Origin of the sequence: Albibacterium sp., from assembly GCF_035514885.1 — a bacterium.
GTDB lineage: Bacteria > Bacteroidota > Bacteroidia > Sphingobacteriales > Sphingobacteriaceae > Albibacterium.
Genome location: NZ_DATJCH010000012.1, coordinates 259,551 through 285,061 on the forward strand (window position 1 = coordinate 259,551; position 25,511 = coordinate 285,061).

Below are 25,511 nucleotides of genomic sequence, written 5' to 3' on the forward strand. Positions count from 1 at the left end.
AGGTTTTCTTTTCTTTCTTCTAGGAATAGAAAGATGAAATGAAAAAAGCACTGAAACCAGTGCTTTTTTATGGTGGAGTGTCAAGGATAGAGATCGAACACTTAGTACCAATTTTGAGGTTCTTAGAAAATATAAAATTATTAAGTAACCGACTTAATCCATATCAAAATTTCGGTTAAAGCTATCGGAGAAAATGTTTGCTCAATAATTCCATATTCATCTGTGAGGCCGGTTTTGCATTCTTGGAACAAATGATTCATCCCTGATAGTTCTTTAATGGTAACATTTTTATTGCCACCTTTTCGCAAAGCGTCTTTAATAGCCGTTAGGTTTTGTGTGGAAGGAACTTGCGAATCTTTGTCACCATTAATTGCTAAAACAGGGCATTTTACTTTTTCTAATACGGCAGCCGGGTTGTATTTTAAAAAATACTGCATCCATGGGTTGGCAATCTGCCCATATATTATTTTAGCAAACTCTTCATTACTCATTCCTTCTGGTTTTGGACCATTTGGATTTTCTTTTAATGACTTGGTAACGAAAACTTTTAAATCTGTTTTAAGCTGCTCCTGATCATATGCTGCTTTAACGATGTCGAAGGCACCTTTCCTAAAATCTGCTTCTTTGCTATGCTCAGCTTCACTCTGGCCGGTTGCTTTCCCTAATAATTGAAGCTGTAGAATAATCAACTCATCTCCAGGAAGGCCAGGACTAGCCAATAGCGTAATGAAAGAAATATCTTTACATTTGCTTGCTACCAGTTGTGCAATGATGCCACCTTCACTATGACCAATTAAGCCAATTTTCTTTTTATTGATTTCTTTCCGGGTTTGTAAATACTTTACCCCTGCTTCCACATCCGAAGCAAAATCTAAAGATGTTGCCGAGCCAAAATCGCCTTTCGATGCAGCAACCCCACGATCATCAAAACGCAGAACGGCTATACCATTCTTAGTTAAATAATCAGATAGGACAAGAAAGGGCTTGTGGTCAAGTATTTCTCCATTTCTATTATGAGGACCGGAATCGGAAATTAGCACTACAACCGGAAAGTTCCCTTCTTTTTCAGGCAATGTAAGCGTACCGGCAAGTGTAATTCCGGCTTGATTGTTTTCAAAAATAACCTCTTCCGAATAATATGGAAACGGTTGTAAAGGTTCCTGAGGACGTAGAGGTTTTTCCGTCTTGATCGCACTTTCTGATAAATCTAATGGAAATGACTGGCCACCTTGTCTAAAATTACCAGTAATCAAACGGTCTTTCCCTAAAGTTCCTTCGTATTCTATAGATGCATTGGCAATAGTCAATTTTAGAACTGAATCCTCAAAGCTAACGGTGGTTACCGGAATATCTTTTGCTCCCTGGTTTGGGCTGTCCATTGTGGCAACTAAGCCCTTTTCTGTTTTTGTAATATTAAAAACTAGTTTTAATTGTGTTCCCTGAACTTTTAAAAGTCCGTTCCAATTTCCTGTGATTTCCTGGGAGAATGAAACCATAGAAAAAACCATAGAAATTAGACAGCTCAAAAGTGTTACTATTACTTTTTTCATAAAATTGAGGTTGGTTTTTATAGATTAAAATTAAAAGTGATGTTTCAAAGAGAGGACGTTAACAATCCCGCGATTGTTAAACAAACCGATAGAAACGAGAGGGTCGGGTTTCCCGTTGCAATCCCTCTCGCAAATCCTAATTCATATAACTATTAGCTTAGTAATTGATATTTAAATTTCAAGCATGTCTTCAGAATCAGCTTTTTGTGGCTGATACTCAAGGATATCACCAGGTTGGCATTTAAGTACCTCGCAAATAAGTTCGAGAGTTGAAAATCGAATCGCCTTAGCCTTTCCTTGTTTTAAAACAGAAAGATTAGATATTGTGATTCCTACTTTTTCGGATAATGTATTTAATGACATCTTACGTTTGGCCATCATCACGTCCAGATTTATAATAATTGCCATAATTATATTGTTAAACTGTTTTCTTCCTCTAATGAGGCACCCATTTCAAATATTTTCGAAACAATTAGCAGTACTATGCCTATTAAAAAATAGTTTACATTAAAGCTGTGAGTTAATTGAGTTTCGTTTCCCCATTTAAAATTTTGAATCAGATACTGGTTTAGTACCAAACTATAAAGCCATTGAGCTATATTGGCGATGATTAGTATAACGCCAATATATTTTATTCTTGGGAAATTGAGTTTATTTAAAGGCTCGTTCTTCTTGAAGTTTAAAAATATTTTTTTAAGCTGATAAGTTATTAGAAATACCACAGTCAGCGATAAAAGTAGTGCTGTCAGTACTAGCATTATTTCTTGTAAATTTGCCGGAGAAAATGAAAAATTCCCACTAGTTACCTTAAGAGTAGCTGGATTCCCATTTGGAATCAAAGTATCAACCTTTTCTAGAATCCCTTCAGAAAAGGTTATTCCAAGAACAATATCAAGTGGTTTTCTCATAAATGCCATGGTTAGTAGATAAGTTATTAAGCCTAGGCCGACTAACCATTCAAACCACCAAATTGTGTTGATTATGCCATACATCCCGGATGACAATGATCTGTTTCCAAACGTTTTCATTTTTCTGTTTTTTTGTAAATGTAAATAAAAATTTATTGATAAACAATAAAAATTTATTGAAATAATTTATTGAAATAATTTTTGTGATTTTTGACGGCCAATTTCTATAGATAGAAAAATGCTAGTCGACGCCTCTCCTAACTCAAAAGATATCTTATTTTACTTATATCGATCATATCTTAACTCTTACTACATCAATAAAAAGATATATCGAACATTACTATGCCTTTCTTGAAAAGTGTAAAAAGCACGAGGAAGGCATAGTTGAAAATCTTCCCGTTGGTGCCCGGTTTATATGTTTGGGTATACAATTAGATCTTTCGAGCGGTTTCCGTGTAGATCTTTGAAGTGGAGAATGGGAAGCGAAAAGTCAAAAATGGAATAACAAATAAACCGATACAATCTGCAAGCGATATAAATACATCACTTCTTAAAATGGAAGAGCTGTTATAATATAGCCGCGAATTATCAATCCATCTTCTCTATTTCAATTTCACCCGAAGGACGAAGCATTTCACCGGAACCCTGAGCTGCACCGATGTATGGATCTCCATTTTCGTCGAAATTGAATTTCTGCAAAAATATATAGCGGTTCGACCAGCCACCTTGCAAACCTAATTTAGAATGATAGTATATCCAATGTTCCTTATCATCGGGAGATGTTGTAACACTGGCATGTCCAACCCCGAACACCTTCGCATTTCCCTGGAATAGCGGTGTTGTAAACTTAACCCATGAATCCGGATCTAAGGGGTCATGGTCACCGGATTTTAGACGAAGCTGCCCCATTTTATAATGCTCGGTCCAGGAACCCCTAGTTGAATATAAAATAAAAACATCATCGTTATGTTCTAAAATCTGGGGTCCTTCCAACAGGGCGATGTGATCACCTTTTTCCCATTCCAATTCGGGCTTGGAGAGCAATACCCGTTTTCCCAAAGTCCAGGGATTAATCATCTCAGCAATGTAAAGATATTGATCTACATCATGATGATCGTGCAAGGCATCCCAGCCTGACCAGATGGCATAATACTTTCCTTTCAATTGAAGTACGGTCATATCGATCGACCAATAATTATCCTTTTTCGTTTGGGGATCATTTCCGGTATAAAACATTCCTTTATCCTCATAGGGTCCAAAGGGAGTTTCAGCTTCAAGCACCCCAGCCCGCTGTGCGAAGTAGGGAGCCCCCTTGTGTACAGAGGCAGCATAATAGATATACCATTTGCCGTTAATGGGATGGATTTCGGGAGCCCAATGGTTAAAACTATTCCACGCGTTTGCAGGTGGTGTCCAAACCGCCTCTTCTTTTTCAAACTTCGTAAGAAATCTTGATTCCGTTACTGTAAAGCCATTCCCATTGCTCCATATCGTATAATATTTTCCCTCGTGTTTAATCACGAAAGGATCTGCGCCTCGGCGAAGAGGGTTTGTAAAGGTTTTGCTGACGACCTGTTTCTGTTGGGCCTGAATGATTGGAGGTTCAAAAAAAAGAAGGAAGCTTATGGAAAGTAGGAATAAGATTTTTTTCATATCTCGGGTAGTTCGAATACGTTATATAATTCGAAATTAAGATAACAATATTTCTCGGAATGATTGCATTTATTGGATCCAAGAGGAGAAATTAAGTCAATATTTAAAGTTTTTATAAAACTTTCTACTGCATAAACGAAATTAATGGTATAAAAGAAGGGTAGCTTATTATAATACAAACACCCAAAAATACTGGATTGTAATTTCGGGTGTTTGTATTATGTAACTGATTGATAGTCAGTTTGATTGGTGGAGTCGGAGGCTCTTTTGTTTAAGATTCATTAAGATCATTACAGCGTTTAGTGAAACCATACTTATCTGTTAATCAGTATATATAGATGTTTATAGCTTGTTGAAGTTTTTTATGTATTCTTAAAAATTGGGTGTAAATTTGGGTGTAGTTTAAAACTTGCACCCATAAATGAATATCAAAAGAAATATTATATTTTCTCTTGAAAAGCGCAAAAAGCACGGGGAAGACATAACCGAAAATCTTCCCATACGTGTCCGAATCATATATTCGGGTACCCGATTAGACCTTTCGAGCGGTTTTCGTGTAGACCTTTCGAAGTGGGATGACGGGAAGCAAAAAGTCAAAAATGGAACAACAAATAAACTGAAACAATCTGCAAGCGATATCAATGCATCACTTCTTAAAATCGAAAGTATCATTCAAGATACATTCAAAACTTACGAAATAGAAGGGGTGGTGCCAACAACCATTACGTTACGAGAAAAAATAAATAGCCAAATTAAGCTAAAAAATAAGGATGAACAATCATCGGATAAAGGGGCGAGTTTTTTCGAATACTTTGATCGGTTTATTTCTGAAAACAGTAAAATTAATAATTGGACAACTAGTACATTAAAAAAATTAAATACGGTACGAAATCACCTAGGTCAATTTCGTAAGAGTATTGACATTAACAGTTTCAATCATGAAATTCTAGACCAGTACAAAGACTTCTTACTGACAAAGCGAGATTTCAAAAACTCCACTCTAGAAAGGCATATAAAATTTCTAAAATGGTTTCTTCGTTGGGGTCATAAAAACGGATTGGTTACTAATACTGATTTTATGACTTACACCCCCAAGATCAAGAAAGTCAACAAAAAAGTCATTTTCCTAACAAAACAAGAGATCGATCTTATCAAGAATTTTCCAATTCCAGAAGATAAAGCTTATTTGCATAGAGTACGGGATGTGCTTGTTTTTACCTGTTATTGCGGTCTTCGTCATTCAGATGCCTATAGCCTAACAAAAGACGATATTAAAAAGGATTACCTCGAAATCGTTACCATCAAGACCGATGACAAGCTGATTGTAGACCTGAATAACCACACACGAACTATACTCGAAAAATATAAAGGACAGAAACTGCCCGGTAATAAAGCTCTGCCAGTTATATCCAATCAAAAATATAACGATTATCTAAAAGAGCTCGGGGAATTAGTAAAATTGAATGAACCGATAAAAAACACGTATTACAAAGGAAATAAACGCATCGAAGAGGTTGTTCCAAAATATAATTTACTCACCTCACATATTGGTCGCCGATCTTTTATTTGTAATGGATTATTTCTTGGAATTCCGGTTCATATCATGATGAAATGGACGGGCCATTCGGATTACAAATCAATGCAGCCCTATATTGATACTGTGGACGAGATGCGTAGTCAAGCAATGGAAAGATTTAACGAAATGTAAGGAATATGCAAAAAGAAGAACAGGAGCTAATATCTTTTCTCACCTTATTGCGTCAGTATGATGCGGTGATACGCCAACAGATAAACAATGAGACCCTTGACTGGAATGAGTTAGCCGAAGTAAAGCGAACTCTGTTGACGCGTTTAGATTCCCCATCCGTTGAAGAAGTTGTAAATTATCTTCTTGTCAATTCCAGTCGTGAAAAAATTATACAGTTAACGAGAAATTTTGATGCAGTTTATAATGCACTAACTGAACTAGGTAATGCCAGAAGTTTTGAGATAGAGGCTAATTCGTCCACAGAATCATTTCGTAGAGAACACGAACTTTTTGAACTTGATGTTAAAGCATATACAGGAAAATTTACGGAGGTTAGAAAGAAGAAAGAAGCGCTTGAAAGATCATTAGATAGTTATTTCTATGGAGGTGATGATGCCAGTAGGATAAAGGCCGAATTGGAAATTGACCAGATTGAACCAATTTTTCAATCTAAATTACGGGACTATGAAGCCAAAATTCTTGAATCGAAACAATTCTTCGATAGTAATTTTCAATTAACCAAATCTATCCTTGAAGAAGTGATTAATGCTTTGACTGTAAGAATAAAGTCCCTCTTTGATATATACAGGGAAAATTCCCAAAGAGGAGAATTTCATGAATATTTTCCAATGTCTTTGGTGGGAGCCGTTTATGAAACATTAAAAGAAAATAAAATTATCGAAGCAGATGCTCATGCGTTCTATGCAGTGATCAACTTGAATAAGGATACAAATTTGAAAATTTCACCAAAATTTATATTGTACTACCTTATAGATTCGTTTTCCAGAAGTCTTGATGACAGTGCCAAAAATAAATGGGTTGAAGAGATCCATATTATGCAAAATATTAAGCAATCATCGTATATCGCACACTATCGAGATATCCAAGATAGTAGAAAATGGAAAAAGCTTTATGAATGTTTAGAGGGGTTATTCAACCAGCCGAATAAAGAATAATCAACTGAAACGAATTTTGAATACTTTTTAAGATTCAATTTACATTCGTACCACAAAGAAAATGACCTTGATTTTGTTAAGTGGTTGATATTCAATTATATTAAATTGAATATACTTGATTTCACCACATATTAACCACGGTATTATCCTCCTACCTTAGTCCTGTTCGAGAACAACAACAGCCGATGCGCACGGCCATGGTTTAATTTCAATTAGTAAGAACATGGACATTCATGAGTTATTATCAAAGCCAGTCGCTATGATGACTGGAGAGGAATTGTTAGCTATTCAAAGAGAGGCAATCTCAGAAATACCAAAAGAAGAAGCTGCAAGCACACTGCCGGAATTTGTATATGGAATTCCCGGTATTATGCAATTGTTTAATTGTAGTAAATCAAAAGCACAGAAGATTAAGAACAGTGGCGTAATTGCCGGTGCAATTCAACAAGACAAACGGACAATTATTATCGACACTCGGCTTGCCTTGAAATTGTTTAAGGAATATGCTAGCCAAAAGAGAAGGAGGTTCGTATGATTCCGTTTAACCAGGAGGTGATTGAAGCTCTCGGTAAATCGACAGTCAAAATCACAGATGAATTTTTAGAACCCCCTATCATGATCAAGATTAGTAATTCCGATTCTGTCATCGGGACATTGGGCAACTTCAGCGCATCCACCGGAAAAGCAAAAAGCAGGAAGACCTTTAATGTAATTTCTTTGGTTTCGGCAGCTCTTAGTGGTAAACAAGTCCTACAATACAAGGTTGATATGCCTGCCAATCGACCGATGGTACTCTATTGCGATACAGAGCAAAGCAAATTCCACTGCCATAGGTTACTTTCAAGAATCTATCATTTAGTTGATTACCCTCAGTCGGATGTCCATCCTCATCTTCATTTCATTGCCTTAAGGGAGTATCCAACGAAAGTCCGTATCGAGCTGATCGAATATGCATTGTTCAAGTACGGACATCAGGTCGGTCTGGTTATCATCGATGGTATACGCGATCTGGTTTACGATATCAATAACGCAACCGAGGCAACCGAGATCACCAACAAACTGATGAAGTGGTCGCAGGAACTCAATGTACATATTCATACCGTACTCCATTTGAACAAGGGCGATGACAATACAAGGGGGCATTTAGGAACGGAACTCAACAACAAGGCAGAGTCGATACTTCAAATCTCCAAGAACGATCTAGATGCGAATTACAGCATTGTATCGGCCAAGTTCATTCGGGATATTGAATTCGAACCTTTCGCCTTCTACATCGATGAAGGGCTTCCAAAACTCGAGGAGAATTTCGAGATAAAAAGTGTCCAGACCAGAAAAGGGTTTGATTATCACGAACTGTCCGAGGGAAATCATCGAGAGGCGTTAGAAATACTTTTTGCCAATGGGGCGATTACCTGTGGGTACGAAGAGTTCGTTCTCAGGTTAAAAGAGGCTTACACTTCGAAAGGGCACAACTTCGGAACTAATAAAGCAAAGCAGCTCAAGACCTTTTTGGAGAACAAGCGAATGATCCTCAAGGAGGAAGGCTCCTATTCGTTTAACCCTGATTTTTACTACTAAGATCAAGTTTAGTTTAGTTTACCCCTTATATATATAAACTAAACTAAACTTCTAAAGATTATTATTATGACTTGTACAGAATTAAAAAGCATACCCTTGATATCGATTGTTCATTATCTGGATCTCCCAGTTTCGAAAGTAAACCACAGGGAAGCATGGCTGAAAAACCCTTTCAATGGAGGTCTTGAAAATACCGCCTCAACAAAGATCGATCTAAGACGAAATGTGTGGTATTCTCACTCCGAAGGCTTCGGTGGCAATAATATCGATTTTCTATCTAAATTGCTGGGTACCAATGATATTTTCCAAATTTTAAAATGGGCTGATGAAAGAAAAAATAATTTCTCTTTTCAACAGCGATCCACTTTGGGCAATACGACAGCTCGAGAGATAAAAAAGGAAACATCTTACTTCATCCAGCATGTCGGTCAATTAAGGAGCGGAAGCCTCTTCGAGTATCTAATGAAAAGAAAAATTGACCTGACGATTGCCAATGAACATTGTCAAGAGATCCGGTATACAGCGTCCAACGGAAAGAGCTATTACGCCATTTGTTTCGCGAACGACAGCAATGGTTATGAGCTCCGCAATCCATATGATAAACGATCATTGCTGATCAAAGATATTACCACGGTAAGCCATGATCAAAAAGAAGCTTTTTTATTTGAAGGATTTATGGATCTTTTGTCTTGGCTCACCATACGGAAACAAGCGGGTATGCCTTTTCAGAAAGTAGATTACTGTGTACTTAACACGACCGCGAACTTAACGAGATCGTTTCCGTTCCTTGAGCGGTATAAAAAGATTACATCTTTTTTAGACGCTGATCCGACCGGACGCTTGTGTTTTCTTCAACTCCAGCAAGTGCTCGACCAGGGGGAATTGATCAATGGAACCAGCGATTTCAAAATGATTAATCCCAATATCAAGGACGTAAATGACTACTTGATTTATCTGTCCACAGGAATCTCTGTTCCCCTGGATCCTGTCTTGACGACCGATCAGCTAGGTCAGAGGTTAAGTAGGTAGCAAGATGTGGTAATGTATTACGAATAAAGAACTTTTGGGTTCTCTATTCCAAATACATGACCGAAAGAAAGCTCCTGATAGTCGCATTTCTAAATTAAAAAAAGCCAATAAAATGAAATACAATATTCAACAAAATATAAAAAAAGGAAGACCCCGTATTACTGATAAAAAGCTCCATCTGAAAAGTGTCCGGTACAACGAAAAGCAGTACAGAATCGTACTGGACAATGCCAAAAATGCAGGGATGAAACCCTCGGAATGGATTCGCGAGAGTTCCATTAAGACCCGGGTCAAACCGCGCTTTAGCACAGAAGATCGGAAGGTGCTCCATGTTCTGGCAGGGGTATCGAATAACCTGAATCAATTAACCGCCCTATCCCATCAGGCTGGAATGGATTCTTTTAAGGAAAAGTGCCAGAAGGTTATCGACGAGATCAGCAACTATTTAAAACTTCTGAGCGATGATCGGTAAAGTTATAGAAGGAAAGTCCTTTGGTGGCTGCGTCGCCTATCTTCTGGATCGGGAAAAAGCCAAGATCCTGTATGCTGAGGGGATCCGTACCGATGACTCCAAAACCATCACGATGGATTTCAATGCGCAAAGGAAAATGAACCCAAACCTCACAAAGGCAGTTGGTCATTATATCCTCTCATGGAGTGAACAGGATAGCAAAAACCTGACGGAAGAGGTCATCCTAAAAGCTACACGTGCGTATCTTGATCGAATGAACATCAAGGATACCCAGATCCTGATCGTCCAGCATACCGACCGTGCACATCCCCACGCTCATGTTGTGTTTAACAGAGTAGGTAATGGGGGACGAACGATCACGAACAGTTTTGTTAGAAAGCGAAATATGGAGGCTACCCAGGCGATTACCAAAGAATGGGGATTCCAACCAGCCGATGAAAAAAGAGGGGTCAATCGCGGTCGGTTAAAAGGCACGGACAAAGTTAAGTACGAGATCTATGATGCCGTAAAATCGGCACTCAAAACCGCGAACAATTGGAATGATCTTAAAACCCAATTGCAGTACCGGGGTATTGGGATCCAGTTCAAAACCCGTCGTGGCTCAGATGCCATCCAAGGGGTTTGTTTTTCAAAGAACGGTATCCAATTAAAAGGCAGTTATGTTGATCGGTCGTTTTCTTACAGCAAGCTTGATCAGCTACTAACTGCGAACAGCCAACAGCTACAAAACACCGATCCATTTGCAAAAGGTGCTGCTACTGAAAAACGATCCCTGAACCATGAGCAACCGATTCAGGAAGTGAAAAACGAGAAACACATACAGAGAGCTGTTACTGTTGGCACAGGGTTATTGGAAATTTTGATGGACGCGCCTTCGGGTATCCAACAAGACGTAGATGATGAATTTAAAAAACGGAAGCGGAAACGCAAAAAACTAAAAAGATAATGATGAACAATCAAACAGAAAACCAGATCGAAAATCTAAATCAACGTGTGGAAGTGATCGAAGAGTCATTGACCATCACCATTAAAAAACTAGCTGTCGAACATAAGCGAATTGTGGACAAATTAGTGGAACATCAGCAAAAACTAGATGATGAGCATGAGCATACCGAAAAGATCCTCTTGCAGCTTGAGAAGAACCGGAATGAACTCATCAATATCGTAGAGGTCAATGACGCCCATTTTAATGCGAGGAACCATGTAGATGAAAGTGTGGTCAAGGTGAAAAGATACATGGAGCAGGCTGCAGGATACTTTTCCGAAGCGTTCCAACAGCTTGATAAAAAAATAAACGAGCTACCATCTAAATATCAGGTCAAACACCACCATCACCTGACCCCAAAATCAATGGGGTTAATTGCCACATGGATGGTACTGATCCTGGGCTTTATCTCAAGTTTTAGCTGGGGATTATCGAACGAATACCGGATCAATGAGATGAAGGACGATCAGGTGAGATTGAAATTGATGAAAATCGACGAACCGGGTCTTTATTCGACCGTCGATAGTCTCCTTCAGGTAAAACCCGAAGAGGCAAGGGAATTGGCAGAGGAAATAGACTTGTAACCAGTGCCACTAAGTATAGTGAAAAGCTCCCTGTTTACCAAAACACAGCTTTATCACTATACTTTTAAAATAAACCCTTTACGGATAGTGTCATGATACCAATTCAGCATCGACGGTTCAGACTCTATCGACTTCCATTGATGATCGTTATACTCGAATACATAGATTTTCTCTCCTTGGTATTTTCTCTCCCTGTTAAAGGATAAAACGAGTTGATCCTTTTTCTGAAATTCAGTTTCAAAGTCGAAGCAGTTCCCCGCATTGATCATAGCCGTTAACTTGTTGATATTGTAGTTTTCAATCTCAGGATCAACATCAAAAGGTAACATGGACTGCCCGATCATTATTTCCTCCTTACCATTCCGGAAACGGTTAAGCATCCAGTGGCTATCGTGGAAATCTAGGTCTGAATTGCAGCTACATAAGATAAGTTTATCGGATATTCGGCACATTGAGCGTTTATATTTTTATATAAATGTATAAATTCCTAGTAGGCTTATCATCGTCTAGTCTGTTGTCGTCTCGTATTCCTTCTTTCATAGATTTTACGCTTCTTCTTAAGTGTTGTTTTAGAGAGGATGCTGATAAAAAGAGCTTGGGTTAATTCGGTAAGGATAGCAAGTACATTTCCCAGATTCTCCATGCAACAAAACTAAAGACAGCTAAATAGAAGCTTATATTTTGATATGACAGCCAGCGACTTGATGATCGTTGTTTTGCAGATACTGCTTCCATAATACCACTAATTGCGTGATGCTTTGCGCTCTCACCATATGGTAAATTCAATTCTGATAAAGCCTTTCTTAATTGCTCACTTCGATCAGATGATATTTGTTTAATTTCAATATCGAGAGCGATACCAGTAATAATAAAACTGATAAATTTTAATCCAGAATAGATACTTAATCCAAAAAATAAGATCGCAATCCCAAGCGGCCACATGCTAAGTTCCAGCTGTCTACCCATGGTTTGAGATGCAGAAAACCCGATTCCGGTTACGCATAATGCTACGATGTAATATGTATATTTAGATTGTTCTGCTCTGTACGATTGTACGGCATTTTCAATATCGTTCATTTTGTTTAATAAGTATATAAGACATCGCCGAATTTACAACGACTTTTTTAGATTAGTTTACAGCGAGAGTGCTGATTCAGTGTTTATTCTATTGGTACCTTAGATGATAAGACCTAACCCCCTAATAGAGTTTTGGCAATTATAGGCACGGTAGCTTTTAATGTCTCAAAAGTCAATGGAATCCCTTTTTCTGAAGTGTATTTTTTAACCTTTTCGAAAAACCCTTTGTCGCGGATATTATCAAGTAGATCATGACCTTTATATGTGATATCTTTGAGCATATACAATGCTTTCCCTCGACGGGTCGCCTCTATAAATTGGTTCTTAATAAGTAGATCTATATTGTAATCTACATCGTCAGATGAATACCCATCTATTTCAATCATTCTATACATTGGTCGCCTCCTGTCTGAAGCTTCGATTTTCAGCAGAACTTCTCTAATTACATCAAAATCTCTTTTCATAGCACTAAAGTTATGACTACGGATCCAAATTGACGAATTAATTTAAAATAAAAAAGGAGCTTAAAGCTTTAGATAAACATTTCAACGATTCTTTGAGAGGAGTTGGTTGTCAATGGTTTTAAGGTCTTCTGGTTTTTATCATTCAGATTAATACCATTTCAACTTTATCTATTTTATTAGGTGCCGTTTTTAGTATCTTTAGCCACCTTTCAGAGCATAAACAAGTATGAAGAAATCAGAAATTAAGGAGAAGCTAGATGACCTTGCGCAGCATATAGATGAAAATAATTTCATATACGACTTTTTGTCTTGTTTCGGTTTGGCTAAAACGACCATTGCGCGGCTGCGAAAGGGGGATTATAACCTTTCAAAGGTAGAAGGTGAACTGTTTTACAAGGGCAAGATTTTCTTTAAGGTTGGAGCGTCAGATGAACTCATGCAAAGTATTGATGAGCTGAGCAAAGACGAAAGGATTCTCAAGCAAAAACCACGCTTTATCGTTCTGACAGATTTTAAGCAAGTCTTCGCTACAGATACCAAGCTTAAAACCAATAAGGAATTTTCGATCAAGGAGCTCAGTGAACAGGTTGATTTTTTCCTCCCTTTGTCAGGCTCAGAGATTTATCGGGTCAGCTCGGATGATAAAGCAGACCGAGATGCTGCCTATAAGCTTGGAGAACTCTATGACTTGCTGATAGTCGACAATCCTGAATGGGGAGCCCAAGGGAGCCACCAACTTAATTTATTCTTGTCTAGGCTCCTGTTTTGTTATTTCGCGGAGGATACCGGGATCTTTTCGATCAAGAGTGTTTTTACAGAAGCTATAGCAAACAACACCAAAAAGGATGGATCAGATGTTCATGACTTTTTATCGTTACTATTTAAAAAGCTGAATAGGGAACAAGGTAGAGGCGAATTTCCGAGTTATCTCAGCAACTTCCCTTATGTAAATGGTGGATTGTTTCGCGACGAAATTGAATGTCCCAGTTTCTCCAAAAAGTCCCGCCAAATATTACTGGATTCAGGAGAACTGGACTGGTCAGAGATCAATCCAGATATTTTTGGATCGATGATACAGGCAGTAGCCGATCCATCGGAGCGTACCAATCTTGGTATGCATTATACCTCAGTACAAAATATCCTAAAACTGATCAAACCCCTGTTCTTGGATGAGTTGTATGACGAATTTGAAAAATACAGAGCGAATGCCCGAGCATTGGAAAAGCTACTTGTACGAATATCCAAGATCAAGTTTTTTGACCCTGCATGTGGTAGCGGTAATTTCCTGATTATTACCTACAAAGAATTGCGTAATCTGGAAATAGAGATTATCAAACAGCTGATTGATATTAATACCGGACAGCAAAAAAATTACTTTACTGGGATCTCACTTAAACAGTTTTACGGGATTGAAATTAAGGATTTTGCACATGAAATGGCTATTCTGTCGCTATGGTTAGCGGAGCATCAAATGAATCAGGTTTTCGAAATTGAATTAATAGGATACGGGAAGTCTAAGCCTTATTTACCTCTCAAAGAGGCTGGCAATATTGTGCAAGGAAATGCTGCTCGAATTAGTTGGGAAGATGTATGCCCGAAGAAAGCTGATGATGAAATCTATATTATAGGTAATCCGCCTTATTTGGGGGCGAGAGTTCAGGACGCTGATCAAAAATCAGATATGGACTATGTATTTGCTTCATTTGCCAAATATCGTGACTTAGATTATATAGCTATTTGGTTTTATAAAGGGTCAAAATATATTGATTCAATCAATGGGAAATTAGCATTTGTTTCTACTAATTCAATCACGCAAGGGCAACAAGTAGCTCTTCTTTGGGACAAAGTATTACGGAATAGAATCGAAATATTTTTTGCACACCATTCCTTTAAATGGACGAACAATGCAAAAGGAAACGCTGGCGTCACTGTAATCATTGTAGGTTTACGAAATATAGATAATAGCTCCAAATTCTTGTTTGTCGATAATGTGAAACGAGATACAAAAAATATTAATGCGTATCTTTTGGATGCTCCCAATGCCGTTGTAGCTGAAAGAATGAAGTCAATATCTAACTTTCCCCGAATGAATTTTGGAAATATGCCAAACGATGGTGGAGGGCTTATATTAGATGAGCAGGAAAGGAACACGCTATTGGCTCAGCATCCAATGGCTTCTCAATATATTAGAAAGCTCGTTGGTTCGAGGGAGTTTATCAATGGAATTAATCGGTATTGTCTATGGATTGAAGATAATGAGTTGGATGAAGCTCTTCAAATCGAAGCGATAAAAAACAAAATCGATGCAAGCAGGAAGCACCGCGTAAATAGTAAAGATAAAGGAACTAATAGATTGTCCTTACGTGCTCATCAATTTAGAGATCGCAATACGGCGGTTGACAGCGCAATAATTGTACCTTCAACATCCTCAGAAAGGAGAGAATACATTCCTCTAGGTTTCTTACCTAAAGATACTATTATTTTAAACTCTGCCTTGGCCATCTACGATGCCCAACCTTGGCTTTTCGGCGTCTTACACTCCAAAATGCATATGATCTGGGTAGATGCTGTTGGTGGAAAATTAAAAACAGACTATCGCTATTCAGCAAAGTTGTGTTACAACACCTTTCCGTTTCCCAAGATCAACGAGAAGCAAAAAGAAATGATCACGCAATACGTCTTTGATATTCTAGATGAGCGTGCGAAATACAGTGAGAAAACCATGGCGTGGATGTACAATCCGGAGACAATGCCGTCGGGATTGAAACAAGCACATCACGCGCTAGATCTGGCTATTGAGCGTATTTATCGAATAGCCCCTTTCCGTTCGGATGAAGAACGACTTGAATTTTTGTTTAAGCTGTATGATGAAATGATCAAACAAGATACATTGTTTGCAAAGCAGAAAAAAACGAGAAAGAAGAAATGACGTTTCATTTTATGTATTATTACAAGAAATAGGGCTTTTATGTAATCAAATAGTTTTGTTTACACAATTTGTAACCAAATATTCTTGTTTACAGTTTTTACTGGTTTGTTGTAAACAACGAACGTAGGGTTCAGGAATTGTAAACAAACATTGTTGATGATCAGAAAGCGCATTTTCATGTAACCAAAGAATGTAGTTAACAATTTTTGCTTTATATTTGTAAACAACGCAAATTGCTATGGATTATAAACTAGAAAAAGCAGTTGATTATCATTATGGGTCCTTTCCACCTGAAAGCATTCATTATCCTTCTTTTATACAAGAACTCGTAAGAGCAACCGATGCATTGGCTCGGTTTGACCAAATGCTTAAAAATCTGCACAATACTGAAATTTTATTAGCACCCTTAAGGAATCAAGAAGCCCTTATATCTTCGAGAATTGAAGGCACCATTAGTACGATGGATGAAATTCTTAAATATGAAGCGGATTATGAAGGCGAAGATGTTCATACCGCAAAGGCAGATGTAATAGAAACCATATTGTATCAGAGGGCGTTGAAAAACGCACAAAGCGCATTGGAAGATGGTTATGACCTTTCCTTAAGTTTTATCAAACAGATGCATCAGCAACTGCTCTATCTTGGTCGAGGGGCCAATAAAACGCCAGGAGATTTCAAAAAGGAACAAAACTATTTAGCAGACAAACAGCGGAGAGAAATACAATTTATTCCGATCAGACCGGAAAATTTGGAGGAAGGTTTGGAGCGACTTTTTGGGTTTTTGGAAGATAGTGAATTACCTCCATTGATAAAGACGGCTATTATGCACCTAGAGTTCGAAGCGCTGCACCCGTTTAAAGATGGAAATGGAAGAATTGGCAGAATGCTTATTACGCTTAATTTATGGCGGGAAAAACTTCTTTCGCAACCTCATTTTTATATCAGTGGTTACTTCGAGGAAAACAAAGATGAGTATATCGAGCAGATGAGAGATGTTTCCAGAACTAAAGACTGGAACCAATGGATTAAGTTTTTTCTAAATGCCGTCGAAAGTCAGGCCATAAGGAACTTAGAAATAGCAGAAAACATCAAAAATCTGTACGAAAACACAAAGATTGAATTCTCTGATTTGCTTTCATCAAAATGGAATATGGAAATTCTTGATTTCATCTTTACATATCCGGTATTTAGAAATAATAAGTTTGTTAATACAACCAAAATTCCGAATGCCACCGCCGTACTTATTATTAGGAAATTAATCGAAAACGGATATCTGGTATTAAGAGAAGAAGCTGCTGGACGAAGAGCTGCGATGTACTCATTTGAACCTTTAATGCGATTGGTACGAGTCTAATACAATAATAGTTTTTGTTTCAATCAGATAATGAACCCGAAAATGGAAAGAAATACTCATACAGACTATGTAAAACCCATCAACTTGGTGAATGTTACTTATGCGCAAACAGGCAAGAGCAAATCAACCAATGACTTTGGTATGCGTGAAATGCAATCGAAAGCTTATGAAGTGCGATCTGCACAATATATTTTGCTGAAAGCGCCACCGGCTTCTGGTAAATCTCGCGCTTTGATGTTTTTAGCTTTGGATAAACTAGTGAATCAGGGAATAAAAAAAGTGATCGTCGCCGTACCGGAGCGTTCAATAGGGAATTCATTTGCGCCAACGGAACTGACTAAATACGGATTTTATACTAATTGGGAACCTAACCAACGGTTTAATCTCTGCACGGTTGGTAGTGACAAAAGTAAGGTAAAAGCTTTTTGCGAATTTTTAGAGTCTGATGAGCGCATTTTGATCTGTACACATGCTACTTTGCGCTTCGCTTTTGAGGGATTAAAAGAGACGGATTTTAACGATTGTCTATTGGCGATCGATGAGTTTCATCATGTTTCTGCCGATGGTGAGAATATTCTAGGTAATGTCTTGCGTAATATTATGTCTAAATCCAACGCACATATTGTGGCGATGACGGGTTCTTATTTTAGGGGCGATAGTGTTCCTGTACTATTGCCAGAAGACGAGGCAAAGTTTACCGCTGTTACCTACAATTACTATGATCAACTAAACGGTTATGATTATCTCAAGTCGTTAGGGATAGGTTACCATTTCTATCGGGGGCGGTACTATAAATACGATCCAGAGAAAGGAACTTCTGCATTGGAAGAGATATTGGATGAAAATCTTAAAACAATTATCCATATCCCAAGTGTCAACTCTGCCGAGTCCTCTAAGGAAAAACAGCAAGAAGTTGATCACATTATCGATTGTATCGGAGATCTAGAATATCAAGATACAGAGACAGGCGTTTTGTACGTAAAAAGCAAGCGGTCGGGACGGATATTGAAGATTGCTGACTTGGTCAATGATAACCAGAAGGAACGTGATAAAATTGTAGCTTACCTTCGTGGTGTCAGCTCTCCAGAGGATATTGATATGATTATTGCATTGGGAATGGCCAAGGAGGGTTTCGACTGGCCGTATTGCCAACATGCATTAACGATAGGCTATCGTGGGTCGCTTACCGAAATTATCCAAATTATTGGACGTGCCACGCGCGACAGTAACAACAAATCACACGCCCAATTTACCAACCTAATTGCACAGCCCGACGCCGTCGATGATGATGTGAAATTGGCTGTCAATAATATGTTGAAGGCGATTACTGCTTCCTTACTGATGGAACAGGTGTTGGCTCCGAATTTTAAGTTCAAGCCGATGGACGATGATGATGATCCGGATGATGATGAAAATACTATTAAAATTCGAGGCTTTAAGAAACCATCCTCACAACGTGCCAAAGATATCATCGAAAGCGATCTAAATGATTTGAAGGCCAAGATTTTGCAAGACGACACGATGTTGAAGGCGATGCCTGGCAACATAGAGCCGGAGGTCATCAATACCGTCATCATTCCTAGGATCATTCGTGAAGTATATCCTGATCTGAGTGCTGAAGATGTCGAAGCTGTAAGACAATACGTTGTGGTCGGCTCTGTTGTTAAAAACGGAGAGGTAGAAGACCACGGTTCAAAGAAGTTTATCCGTATGGCTGGCTCATTTGTCAATATTGATGATATTCATATTGATTTGATTGATACGATTAATCCCTTCCAAAAGGCTTTTGAAATTTTATCCAAGAATGTAACAAAATCTGTTTTGAGATCCATTCAGGATGCCATTAACATTACCAGAATTGAAATGACAGAGGAGGAAGCTGTTGCTTCTTGGGATGCAATTAAAAGATGGAAGTTGAATACGGGAAAAGCCCCTGACATCAATTCTTATGATCCCAAAGAGCAACGATTAGCCCAGGCTTTATTATTTTTGCAGGACGCTAAACGGAAAAAGGCACAGCATGGCTAAGACATTAGATGATATTTTTAATGATGATGATTTCGGTTTGTTAAATGCGAAGGAACCTCATCATAACTATATACGCACAGATGAGGATCGTTTAGTTGACTCTTTTGAAGAGTTGAATATCTTTTTTGAAAAGAATAATCGTGAGCCAGCTAGAACATCGATGTCAGAATATGCATTGTTTGCCCGTTTGAAAGAATGGCGGTCGAACCCAGCAAAAAGAAGTTTGTTAAAACCGTTTGACCGTTATAATTTATTGGGGGAAGAGGAAATTGTTGAAGTCGAATCGATCGATGATATATTGGAAAATGATGATCTAGGCTTACTTGATTTGGAGGGAGATAGCTCAATCTTTGACTTTGTCCATACACCGAAAAGTGGAAGTAGAGCGGAGGCAGAGTATATCGCGCAACGCAAATCTTTACCAGAAAAAGAGTTTCAGCGATATGATATGATGTTTAAACAAGTGCATCGGGAATTGAAAGAAGGAAAACGACGATTACTTCCGTTTTCTGATGCCGAAAGAAACTTAAAGGAGGAGAATTTTTACCTTGTAGACGGATTGCTTGCTTATCTGGAAGTCTCCGATGCTGAAAAAGTATTGAAGGAAAACCAATCAGGTGACAGAATACGGTTAGAAGGCAGGACCGTGACTGTATTTGAAAATGGCACGATTAGCAATATGCTATTTAGATCATTAGCAAAAGCCATTCAAAAGAATGGTAAGATGATCACCAATACGGATAATGATATTGAAAAGCAATTGATGGACAATGCCAACCTAGCATGTGAAGAAGCTTTGCAATCGGGTTGGATATATGTGTTACGATCAAAATCGTCTAATCCTGAAATCAACGCTGTCAAAAACTTATATAAAGTAGGATTCTCCAAGCTACCCGTAAAGGATAGGATTAAAAATGCGGCTAAAGAAGCTACTTACCTGTTTGCTGACGTAGAAGTAGTCGCTAGTTATAACTGTTATGGGATTGAGGTGCAAGCCTTAGAGAACCTTTTGCATCGTTTCTTCGGTGCAGTATGCCTAAATCTTGATATTTACGACCCGAGTGGTAATCGTTTTGTTCCAAGAGAGTGGTTTTGTGTCCCGATCCATGTTATAGACGAAGCCATTCAACTGGTTTTAAACAATACCATATTCAATTATAGATACGATAATAGGGAGGAGAAGATAGTACTGAAATAAATGCACGAAAGAACACTTTTAGATTAAAAACTATGAACATTTGGAGATTTCTCGCTCGAACTTTTTCGGTTTAGCACCTAAACCCCAGTTGCTCATGGCCGATGTTGTGCAAAGTTTTTTTAATAATATCTTTTTGTCCATTCAGGACGATTAGTTTTTGCAAGTTCAATTTCTTTTTCGGTCGGTGGATTACTCAAGTCAATATCTTTACATTGAAGTATTTCCTCAACAGATTCGTTTATACTTAAAGAAGTTCGCATTCCATTCATAATTGAACTATTTCCGAACGGTCTGTTCATTACTAAGATATTTTTATCTAAAAGTCCAGAAACGGAAGGGTTATCAATTGGCATTTCTACAGATTTCTGTCCGTTTAAAATGAATTCACGTAAAATTGATTTTTCAAATCGGTCGAGTGTTTTTACTCTGTCAGAAAACTTTTTCTTCCATTTTTTAATCAATATTCTTCTTTGAATTGACTTAAAAATCCAGATTACAAAATTCACTAAAACGAGTCCGGTCGTAAGGATAAAAACAATTCCTAAAATCCAACCATATTTCTCTTTTACATTGTCCAAGAATAACTTTTTGTTTAAAAATTCTTGGTCAACAAAAAGGACAAAGCCTGAAACTACAGACAATAGGAAAAAGAACCTCGTTGGTACTTTCGTTAAATCAAATATGGCTTTTAAATATTTCTCCAATTTTCAGTTTCTAAATTATACACAATGTTTCGGGGCTGGCGACAGTGGTGGAAATAAAAGCACAAACTTTCAATTTAGCACCAACGTAAGCATAAGCCATTTACTAAATTAAGAAAAAAGGATTTACAAATGACTTATGCGATAATAGAATTACAGACCTTAAATTTTGGACTTAACCCGCCATTTTGCTAAACCCATGTTGTAGTCAGTTATTTATGTGCCCCAAATTTCTACATTCCCATTACTTCCAACAATTCTCTCAAACATGGGTATGACCAGTTCATAAACATTATTATTCGCTCTGTTCTTATCAGAAACCTGCGACATTCTGAACCCTGGTTGTACCAAAATAATATTGAACTTCCAATTATTCACTCTATAGTTTTCACTAATTGTTTCTAATAATTCATCAGAACCATATACTATTTTAGAGTTCTGCGCATTTGCCAATCTGCTATTTATTCGATCTAAAAGTATAGGCGATGAAATCCAGTGAATACTTCTCATTGCTTGAGCGAATAGCTCATCACAATCGGATTTCCTACAACCTGCATTGTTTTTTCCAGAGTATTTACAATGAATAAAGTGAATCATAGAATTTGCGCTGTTAAAATAGATTAAATCTGCTATCTCGTGTGCACCATCATCTAGAAATATAAGGTCAGCGTTCTGAATGAGTGAAGGCTTTAATAATTCAATTGTCTGATTTATGACCGGTATATCACCATTTGGATTTTCAACGTAGGCTTCGCTTCGAATATTACAACCGTTCCAATCCTTTTCCTTCCAGATTTCACTGGGTAAATCTTCAATATCGGTATTTGGTACAATTCTGTTTCTACCAACTATAATACTTCCATCAGGAAGAGCTAATGATGGCGGATATTCATTTAGTACGTCTTCTATTCTTTTGTCAACTATGGTGTCATCTCTTCTTTCCGCATAAACGGTAACATCATTTGCTTCGTCAATTGACCATAATCTTTCGCTATTTAAATCAAATGTAAAATCAAAACTCAAATCATCCAATTGTAGTGTACCAAGCAATCTAGTGTTATTTTCTTGTAGTGAAACTCCATTAAGAATTGGGGTGAAGTTTCTAATTGGATCATGATTTGGACTGCTAATCGTTACACTGTATGCTTTAAAGAAAAGCGCATCAGGTATTATGGCCACAGGAATTTCTTCAATAATTGTGGCTTGTTCTGTTTTCGCTAAAAATGATAATCCAGGAAGATTTGAAATAATAGGTCCGTCAACTATAAGCGTACATAATTGATCACACCATTCTTTAAACTCAATAGCAGTGCCTCTTTTCATTGCCCAAACGCGGCCTTTACGTGTGGATATCCCCCAAGTGTTCTCTTCATCCAATCTGAGTACCGCATGCCCTGCTCCAAAGACTCTACCTTCACTTGATCTAATCGCTGCTTGAACTGAAGTACCTATTAGTGTTTTATAGGAAGGGTGTGATGATCCAGTTAGAGCTGAATTTTTCATTCCAACCATTATGTAGTCGCTTTTCGAGAACTGTGATAAAGTCTTAAATAACCTGCCATGAGTAATTGATAGTAATTCTATATTTATAATACTTTCCTTAACGGAATACAAAGCAAGTTCACTCGTAGTTAGTTCAAAAAGCAAGTTGTGCTCGGAAGAATGATATAAAACATGAACATCAAGTAAATCTTCAATGTATATTTCTCTTGATGCCCAATCTATCGGCTTGTTATGAGCGGTTACTATTATTAAAGGGGATTCATCATCAGCTTGTTCATAATGAATGATTTCGAATTTACTAGAATTGCTAGATATTTGATCTTGGAATTGGAAATTAGCCGGAGTTGAATAAATTAATGCACTGAAGTAAACATTTAATTCAGGCATTTGAAAGTCTTCTTCTTTTGCTTGAGAAGATCTATAATGTCTGGCTAACTGCATTTGCTGATCTACAATTTGAGGAATTATAAGACTCCAAGAAGAGTCCGATTTGTATAATCTTCGAACTTCACCGCGTACGGCATCTGTATTTGCAATTAATATAGCAGGCCCTTCTTGATCAAGTGGAGTACGAGAAATTCTTCCCAGAAACTGTATTGTATATGGTATTGATCTAGGAGTTGCGTGAAGCACAGCAACTTTTAAATTAGGAATGTCTAATCCTTCACTTGCAATTCCAACACAAACCAAGCCGTCCAATTCGCCATTTTTAACTTTTTCAATTAGGCTTTCATTTACAGCCGAAGATCTTTTTGAATGAATCACATCAACATTAAAACCATTATTGTTATATAATGTTACAAGATTTTGAGCATGCTCAATGCGATCTGTTCTAATTAATATTGAGCATGTTGGGTTTGCAACTCTTTCTTCATCAAATACATCTATTGCAGTTTCCAACAAAGCTTCGTTTGAATCAGGTGGGTGGTTACCAATTCTCTCACCGCGAAACTCAATTGGCCTTAAGATTTCTTTTTCCAACGCTCGTTCTAATGAGTAATGATATATGAGTTTTGCACGCATCCTTTTCCTGTCTCTTCTGAAAGGTGTGGCAGTAAAGAAAACTTTGAGTTGTTGCTTGTAGAAGCTATTTAATGACTGCCAAGTTGGAGCTGGTTCATGATGTGCTTCATCCATAAATATTGCATCTATCAAGTCAATTGGAATTGGTTCTAGACCTTGATAGTAAGGAGAAATACTATTTGGATGAGAAACGATTACGTCATGGGAATTCAGAATTGCTTCCCACTCTTCTCTGCTGTTTCTACGATTTGTAACCTCATACACAGATACTAGAGGGGCGGTTTCATCTAAGCAATTTTTATTTTTTAAAATTTGAAGCTCCCTAAACTGACTTGAAATCTGTCTTCTCAAAATTTTAGAAGGCACAACAATGAGGATTTTACTTAACCCTAATTCGAAACAAGCAGCCATCATGATTGCGGTTTTCCCAGAACCTGTCGGCATGCTAATTAAAGATGCAACTTCATTTGTTCCATTTGTTTTATAGCTCTTTAAAGCCCATATTGCACCGAGTTGACAGTCTCTCAAGCCATCCCCATTTTGGGGTTCTAAATTAAAAAGATGTTTATTGTCTATAAAGTATGGCATATGGTTTCTAATAATTGGCTACAACAACATAGTTAGCGAAACGGAATTTCGCTAAACAGCCCCTATATTGGCACTGCGTAATATTACCTATAAAATTAGTAATATTTTTGTTAATAAGCAGGATAACTATTTTACATTTATTTGATAGCGAAATAAATCACATAGATCCTTTGTTACTAAAGAATGGATAACGAAGCTTTGATATTAGTGATGACTGAGCGTATGGCTTTGCAACGTTATTCGCCGAACACTGTTTAAGACATACAAACAATATGCTCAGATTTACCCGCAAGCGAAGTCAGATATACTAGTTTAAAGAAAACACCAGGGTCAGAAATTGAAGGGTTTATCAATTTTGTGGTTTACGGACAATGGCAAAAAAAGGTTTCAAAACTATTCATGAAACAGATTACTTCCCTATTTTATGCTAACCTTCCCTAATTTAACACCTGTCCGAAAAAAGCTTGTATTCTGTCCGAAATTTGTCCGAAAAACAAGAAAGCCACTGATAATCAGTGGCTTTCGTCGGGGTGGCAGGATCCGAAGCACAATAGATCCATGAATTCAATATTCTGTCAAAAAAATAGTTCTTTCTATGCGCAAAATATATCCTGATTGCATCCGAAAGAGGATTCCTTTAAGTGTTATTAGCTGACTTAGCAATAGTAGATAAAAATAAGACACCCGGAATTATTGGGTGTAATTCCGGGTGTTGGTCTTGTAAAACCTTGATATTCAACATTGTTTGTGGAGTCGGAGGGATTCGAACCCTCGTCCAAACATGGTACTGTGTATGCTTTCTACATGCTTAGCTTCCATTAGATTTTCGAGATTTGGAAGGTTGGTTGCTTACCTATACCAAATCCTTATCTGCTTTATCTTGTCACTTCATCACAGCGTTGAAGCAACCAGTTCCATAATTCGATGCCCGTGTGTCTAGGCTACAGAACAAAACCCAGACTGGACAAAAGCTATTCTAATTCTAAATTAGGCAGCTAAGGCGTAGTTATTTTCGCCATTTGAAAAGTTGAAAGTTCAGATTAAAGCGCTAGACTAACAACGCGCTGCATGCTTACATAACCGTCTCCATCCTGTCAATTCCGGTCGACCCCATATAATATGCAAATATACGAAAAAATCCGATCACAATATTTATGTGACCGGATTGAAAATTGAATGAATTG

At 37.7% G+C, this 25,511-nt stretch carries 21 protein-coding genes and 1 other RNA gene; 12 read left to right on the plus strand and 10 right to left on the minus strand.

Annotated features, from left to right (window positions below):
* Positions 1-140 precede the first annotated feature (140 nt).
* The 4 genes from VL047_RS05005 to VL047_RS05020 all read right to left on the minus strand — a co-directional run bounded on the left by VL047_RS05005 (position 141) and on the right by VL047_RS05020 (position 4,111).
* The gene (locus tag VL047_RS05005) at positions 141-1,550 is read right to left on the minus strand and encodes an alpha/beta hydrolase family protein (protein WP_325359001.1); all 1,410 of its coding nucleotides are present in this window, start codon (positions 1,548-1,550) and stop codon (positions 141-143) included.
* 171 nt (positions 1,551-1,721) lie between these two features.
* Positions 1,722-1,958 (minus strand): helix-turn-helix transcriptional regulator, encoded by a 237-nt coding sequence (locus VL047_RS05010; protein ID WP_325359002.1) that lies wholly within the window; start codon positions 1,956-1,958, stop codon positions 1,722-1,724.
* 2 nt (positions 1,959-1,960) lie between these two features.
* A complete protein-coding gene (locus tag VL047_RS05015) occupies positions 1,961-2,578 on the minus strand; it encodes a DUF2975 domain-containing protein (protein ID WP_325359003.1) in 618 nt (205 codons plus the stop codon).
* 468 nt (positions 2,579-3,046) lie between these two features.
* Positions 3,047-4,111 (minus strand): glycoside hydrolase family 43 protein, encoded by a 1,065-nt coding sequence (locus tag VL047_RS05020; protein WP_325359004.1) that lies wholly within the window; start codon positions 4,109-4,111, stop codon positions 3,047-3,049.
* A gap of 421 nt (positions 4,112-4,532) precedes the next feature.
* On the opposite strand from VL047_RS05020, the gene VL047_RS05025 reads away from it, so the two are divergent.
* The 8 genes from VL047_RS05025 (at position 4,533) to VL047_RS05060 (ending at position 11,462) form a co-directional block, all read left to right on the plus strand.
* The gene (locus VL047_RS05025; protein ID WP_325359005.1) at positions 4,533-5,819 is read left to right on the plus strand and encodes a site-specific integrase; all 1,287 of its coding nucleotides are present in this window, start codon (positions 4,533-4,535) and stop codon (positions 5,817-5,819) included.
* 5 nt (positions 5,820-5,824) lie between these two features.
* The gene (locus VL047_RS05030; RefSeq protein WP_325359006.1) at positions 5,825-6,814 is read left to right on the plus strand and encodes a hypothetical protein; all 990 of its coding nucleotides are present in this window, start codon (positions 5,825-5,827) and stop codon (positions 6,812-6,814) included.
* A gap of 223 nt (positions 6,815-7,037) precedes the next feature.
* Positions 7,038-7,349 carry a DUF3853 family protein gene (locus tag VL047_RS05035; RefSeq protein ID WP_325359007.1) on the plus strand — a complete coding sequence of 104 codons (312 nt, stop codon included), beginning with the start codon at positions 7,038-7,040 and terminating at the stop codon, positions 7,347-7,349.
* Positions 7,346-8,392, plus strand: a complete 1,047-nt coding sequence (locus VL047_RS05040) for an AAA family ATPase (protein WP_325359008.1) — start codon at positions 7,346-7,348, stop codon at positions 8,390-8,392. Before VL047_RS05035 ends, VL047_RS05040 begins: the two co-directional genes overlap by 4 nt.
* Before the next feature lie 66 nt (positions 8,393-8,458).
* Positions 8,459-9,421, plus strand: coding sequence for a toprim domain-containing protein (locus VL047_RS05045; protein WP_325359009.1), 963 nt, complete (start codon positions 8,459-8,461; stop codon positions 9,419-9,421).
* A 34-nt stretch (positions 9,422-9,455) separates the two neighbouring features.
* Positions 9,456-9,893 (plus strand): plasmid mobilization protein, encoded by a 438-nt coding sequence (locus tag VL047_RS05050; RefSeq protein WP_325359010.1) that lies wholly within the window; start codon positions 9,456-9,458, stop codon positions 9,891-9,893.
* Complete coding sequence (locus tag VL047_RS05055) at positions 9,883-10,839, plus strand: relaxase/mobilization nuclease domain-containing protein (protein WP_325359011.1); 957 nt, start codon at positions 9,883-9,885, stop codon at positions 10,837-10,839. The genes VL047_RS05050 and VL047_RS05055 overlap by 11 nt, the downstream gene beginning before the upstream one ends.
* Complete coding sequence (locus tag VL047_RS05060) at positions 10,839-11,462, plus strand: hypothetical protein (protein WP_325359012.1); 624 nt, start codon at positions 10,839-10,841, stop codon at positions 11,460-11,462. Before VL047_RS05055 ends, VL047_RS05060 begins: the two co-directional genes overlap by 1 nt.
* Positions 11,463-11,518: 56 nt before the next feature.
* On the opposite strand, the gene VL047_RS05065 is transcribed toward VL047_RS05060, so the two are convergent.
* The 3 genes from VL047_RS05065 to VL047_RS05075 form a co-directional block, all read right to left on the minus strand.
* Positions 11,519-11,914, minus strand: a complete 396-nt coding sequence (locus tag VL047_RS05065) for a hypothetical protein (protein WP_325359013.1) — start codon at positions 11,912-11,914, stop codon at positions 11,519-11,521.
* A gap of 148 nt (positions 11,915-12,062) precedes the next feature.
* Positions 12,063-12,539, minus strand: coding sequence for a hypothetical protein (locus VL047_RS05070; protein ID WP_325359014.1), 477 nt, complete (start codon positions 12,537-12,539; stop codon positions 12,063-12,065).
* 113 nt (positions 12,540-12,652) lie between these two features.
* A complete protein-coding gene (locus VL047_RS05075) occupies positions 12,653-13,003 on the minus strand; it encodes a DUF2513 domain-containing protein (protein WP_325359015.1) in 351 nt (116 codons plus the stop codon).
* Between the two features lie 226 nt (positions 13,004-13,229).
* Here VL047_RS05075 and VL047_RS05080 point away from each other — a divergent pair, with 226 nt between their 5' ends.
* The 4 genes from VL047_RS05080 to VL047_RS05095 all read left to right on the plus strand — a co-directional run bounded on the left by VL047_RS05080 (position 13,230) and on the right by VL047_RS05095 (position 20,512).
* Positions 13,230-15,932 carry a class I SAM-dependent DNA methyltransferase gene (locus VL047_RS05080; RefSeq protein ID WP_325359016.1) on the plus strand — a complete coding sequence of 901 codons (2,703 nt, stop codon included), beginning with the start codon at positions 13,230-13,232 and terminating at the stop codon, positions 15,930-15,932.
* Positions 15,933-16,170: 238 nt separating this feature from the next.
* A complete protein-coding gene (locus VL047_RS05085) occupies positions 16,171-17,286 on the plus strand; it encodes a Fic family protein (protein ID WP_325359017.1) in 1,116 nt (371 codons plus the stop codon).
* 42 nt (positions 17,287-17,328) lie between these two features.
* On the plus strand, positions 17,329-19,314 hold the full coding sequence (locus tag VL047_RS05090) for a DEAD/DEAH box helicase (protein WP_349255174.1): 1,986 nt from the start codon (positions 17,329-17,331) through the stop codon (positions 19,312-19,314).
* On the plus strand, positions 19,307-20,512 hold the full coding sequence (locus tag VL047_RS05095) for a GIY-YIG nuclease family protein (protein ID WP_325359018.1): 1,206 nt from the start codon (positions 19,307-19,309) through the stop codon (positions 20,510-20,512). The genes VL047_RS05090 and VL047_RS05095 overlap by 8 nt, the downstream gene beginning before the upstream one ends.
* A 119-nt stretch (positions 20,513-20,631) precedes the next feature.
* On the opposite strand, the gene VL047_RS05100 is transcribed toward VL047_RS05095, so the two are convergent.
* The 3 genes from VL047_RS05100 to ssrA form a co-directional block, all read right to left on the minus strand.
* Entirely contained in the window at positions 20,632-21,216 is a 585-nt protein-coding gene (locus VL047_RS05100; RefSeq protein WP_325359019.1) for a super-infection exclusion protein B, read from the minus strand.
* Positions 21,217-21,429: 213 nt separating this feature from the next.
* Complete coding sequence (locus VL047_RS05105; RefSeq protein WP_325359020.1) at positions 21,430-24,327, minus strand: DEAD/DEAH box helicase; 2,898 nt, start codon at positions 24,325-24,327, stop codon at positions 21,430-21,432.
* Between the two features lie 745 nt (positions 24,328-25,072).
* Positions 25,073-25,439, minus strand: a transfer-messenger RNA (tmRNA) gene (gene ssrA / locus VL047_RS05110).
* Between the last annotated feature and the right edge of the window lie 72 nt (positions 25,440-25,511).

What these genes read in the sequence shown, in the direction of transcription:
- VL047_RS05005 (WP_325359001.1), bottom strand. Translation starts at nt 1,550, where the DNA reads ATGAAAAAAGTAATAGTAACACTTTTGAGCTGTCTAATTTCTATGGTT.
- VL047_RS05090 (WP_349255174.1), top strand. Translation starts at nt 17,329, where the DNA reads ATGGAAAGAAATACTCATACAGACTATGTAAAACCCATCAACTTGGTG.
- VL047_RS05095 (WP_325359018.1), top strand. Translation starts at nt 19,307, where the DNA reads ATGGCTAAGACATTAGATGATATTTTTAATGATGATGATTTCGGTTTG.
- VL047_RS05070 (WP_325359014.1), bottom strand. Translation starts at nt 12,539, where the DNA reads ATGAACGATATTGAAAATGCCGTACAATCGTACAGAGCAGAACAATCT.
- VL047_RS05025 (WP_325359005.1), top strand. Translation starts at nt 4,533, where the DNA reads ATGAATATCAAAAGAAATATTATATTTTCTCTTGAAAAGCGCAAAAAG.
- VL047_RS05085 (WP_325359017.1), top strand. Translation starts at nt 16,171, where the DNA reads ATGGATTATAAACTAGAAAAAGCAGTTGATTATCATTATGGGTCCTTT.
- VL047_RS05035 (WP_325359007.1), top strand. Translation starts at nt 7,038, where the DNA reads ATGGACATTCATGAGTTATTATCAAAGCCAGTCGCTATGATGACTGGA.
- VL047_RS05065 (WP_325359013.1), bottom strand. Translation starts at nt 11,914, where the DNA reads ATGTGCCGAATATCCGATAAACTTATCTTATGTAGCTGCAATTCAGAC.
- VL047_RS05080 (WP_325359016.1), top strand. Translation starts at nt 13,230, where the DNA reads ATGAAGAAATCAGAAATTAAGGAGAAGCTAGATGACCTTGCGCAGCAT.
- VL047_RS05030 (WP_325359006.1), top strand. Translation starts at nt 5,825, where the DNA reads ATGCAAAAAGAAGAACAGGAGCTAATATCTTTTCTCACCTTATTGCGT.
- VL047_RS05020 (WP_325359004.1), bottom strand. Translation starts at nt 4,111, where the DNA reads ATGAAAAAAATCTTATTCCTACTTTCCATAAGCTTCCTTCTTTTTTTT.
- VL047_RS05015 (WP_325359003.1), bottom strand. Translation starts at nt 2,578, where the DNA reads ATGAAAACGTTTGGAAACAGATCATTGTCATCCGGGATGTATGGCATA.
- VL047_RS05060 (WP_325359012.1), top strand. Translation starts at nt 10,839, where the DNA reads ATGATGAACAATCAAACAGAAAACCAGATCGAAAATCTAAATCAACGT.
- VL047_RS05055 (WP_325359011.1), top strand. Translation starts at nt 9,883, where the DNA reads ATGATCGGTAAAGTTATAGAAGGAAAGTCCTTTGGTGGCTGCGTCGCC.
- VL047_RS05105 (WP_325359020.1), bottom strand. Translation starts at nt 24,327, where the DNA reads ATGCCATACTTTATAGACAATAAACATCTTTTTAATTTAGAACCCCAA.
- VL047_RS05045 (WP_325359009.1), top strand. Translation starts at nt 8,459, where the DNA reads ATGACTTGTACAGAATTAAAAAGCATACCCTTGATATCGATTGTTCAT.
- VL047_RS05010 (WP_325359002.1), bottom strand. Translation starts at nt 1,958, where the DNA reads ATGGCAATTATTATAAATCTGGACGTGATGATGGCCAAACGTAAGATG.
- VL047_RS05040 (WP_325359008.1), top strand. Translation starts at nt 7,346, where the DNA reads ATGATTCCGTTTAACCAGGAGGTGATTGAAGCTCTCGGTAAATCGACA.
- VL047_RS05075 (WP_325359015.1), bottom strand. Translation starts at nt 13,003, where the DNA reads ATGAAAAGAGATTTTGATGTAATTAGAGAAGTTCTGCTGAAAATCGAA.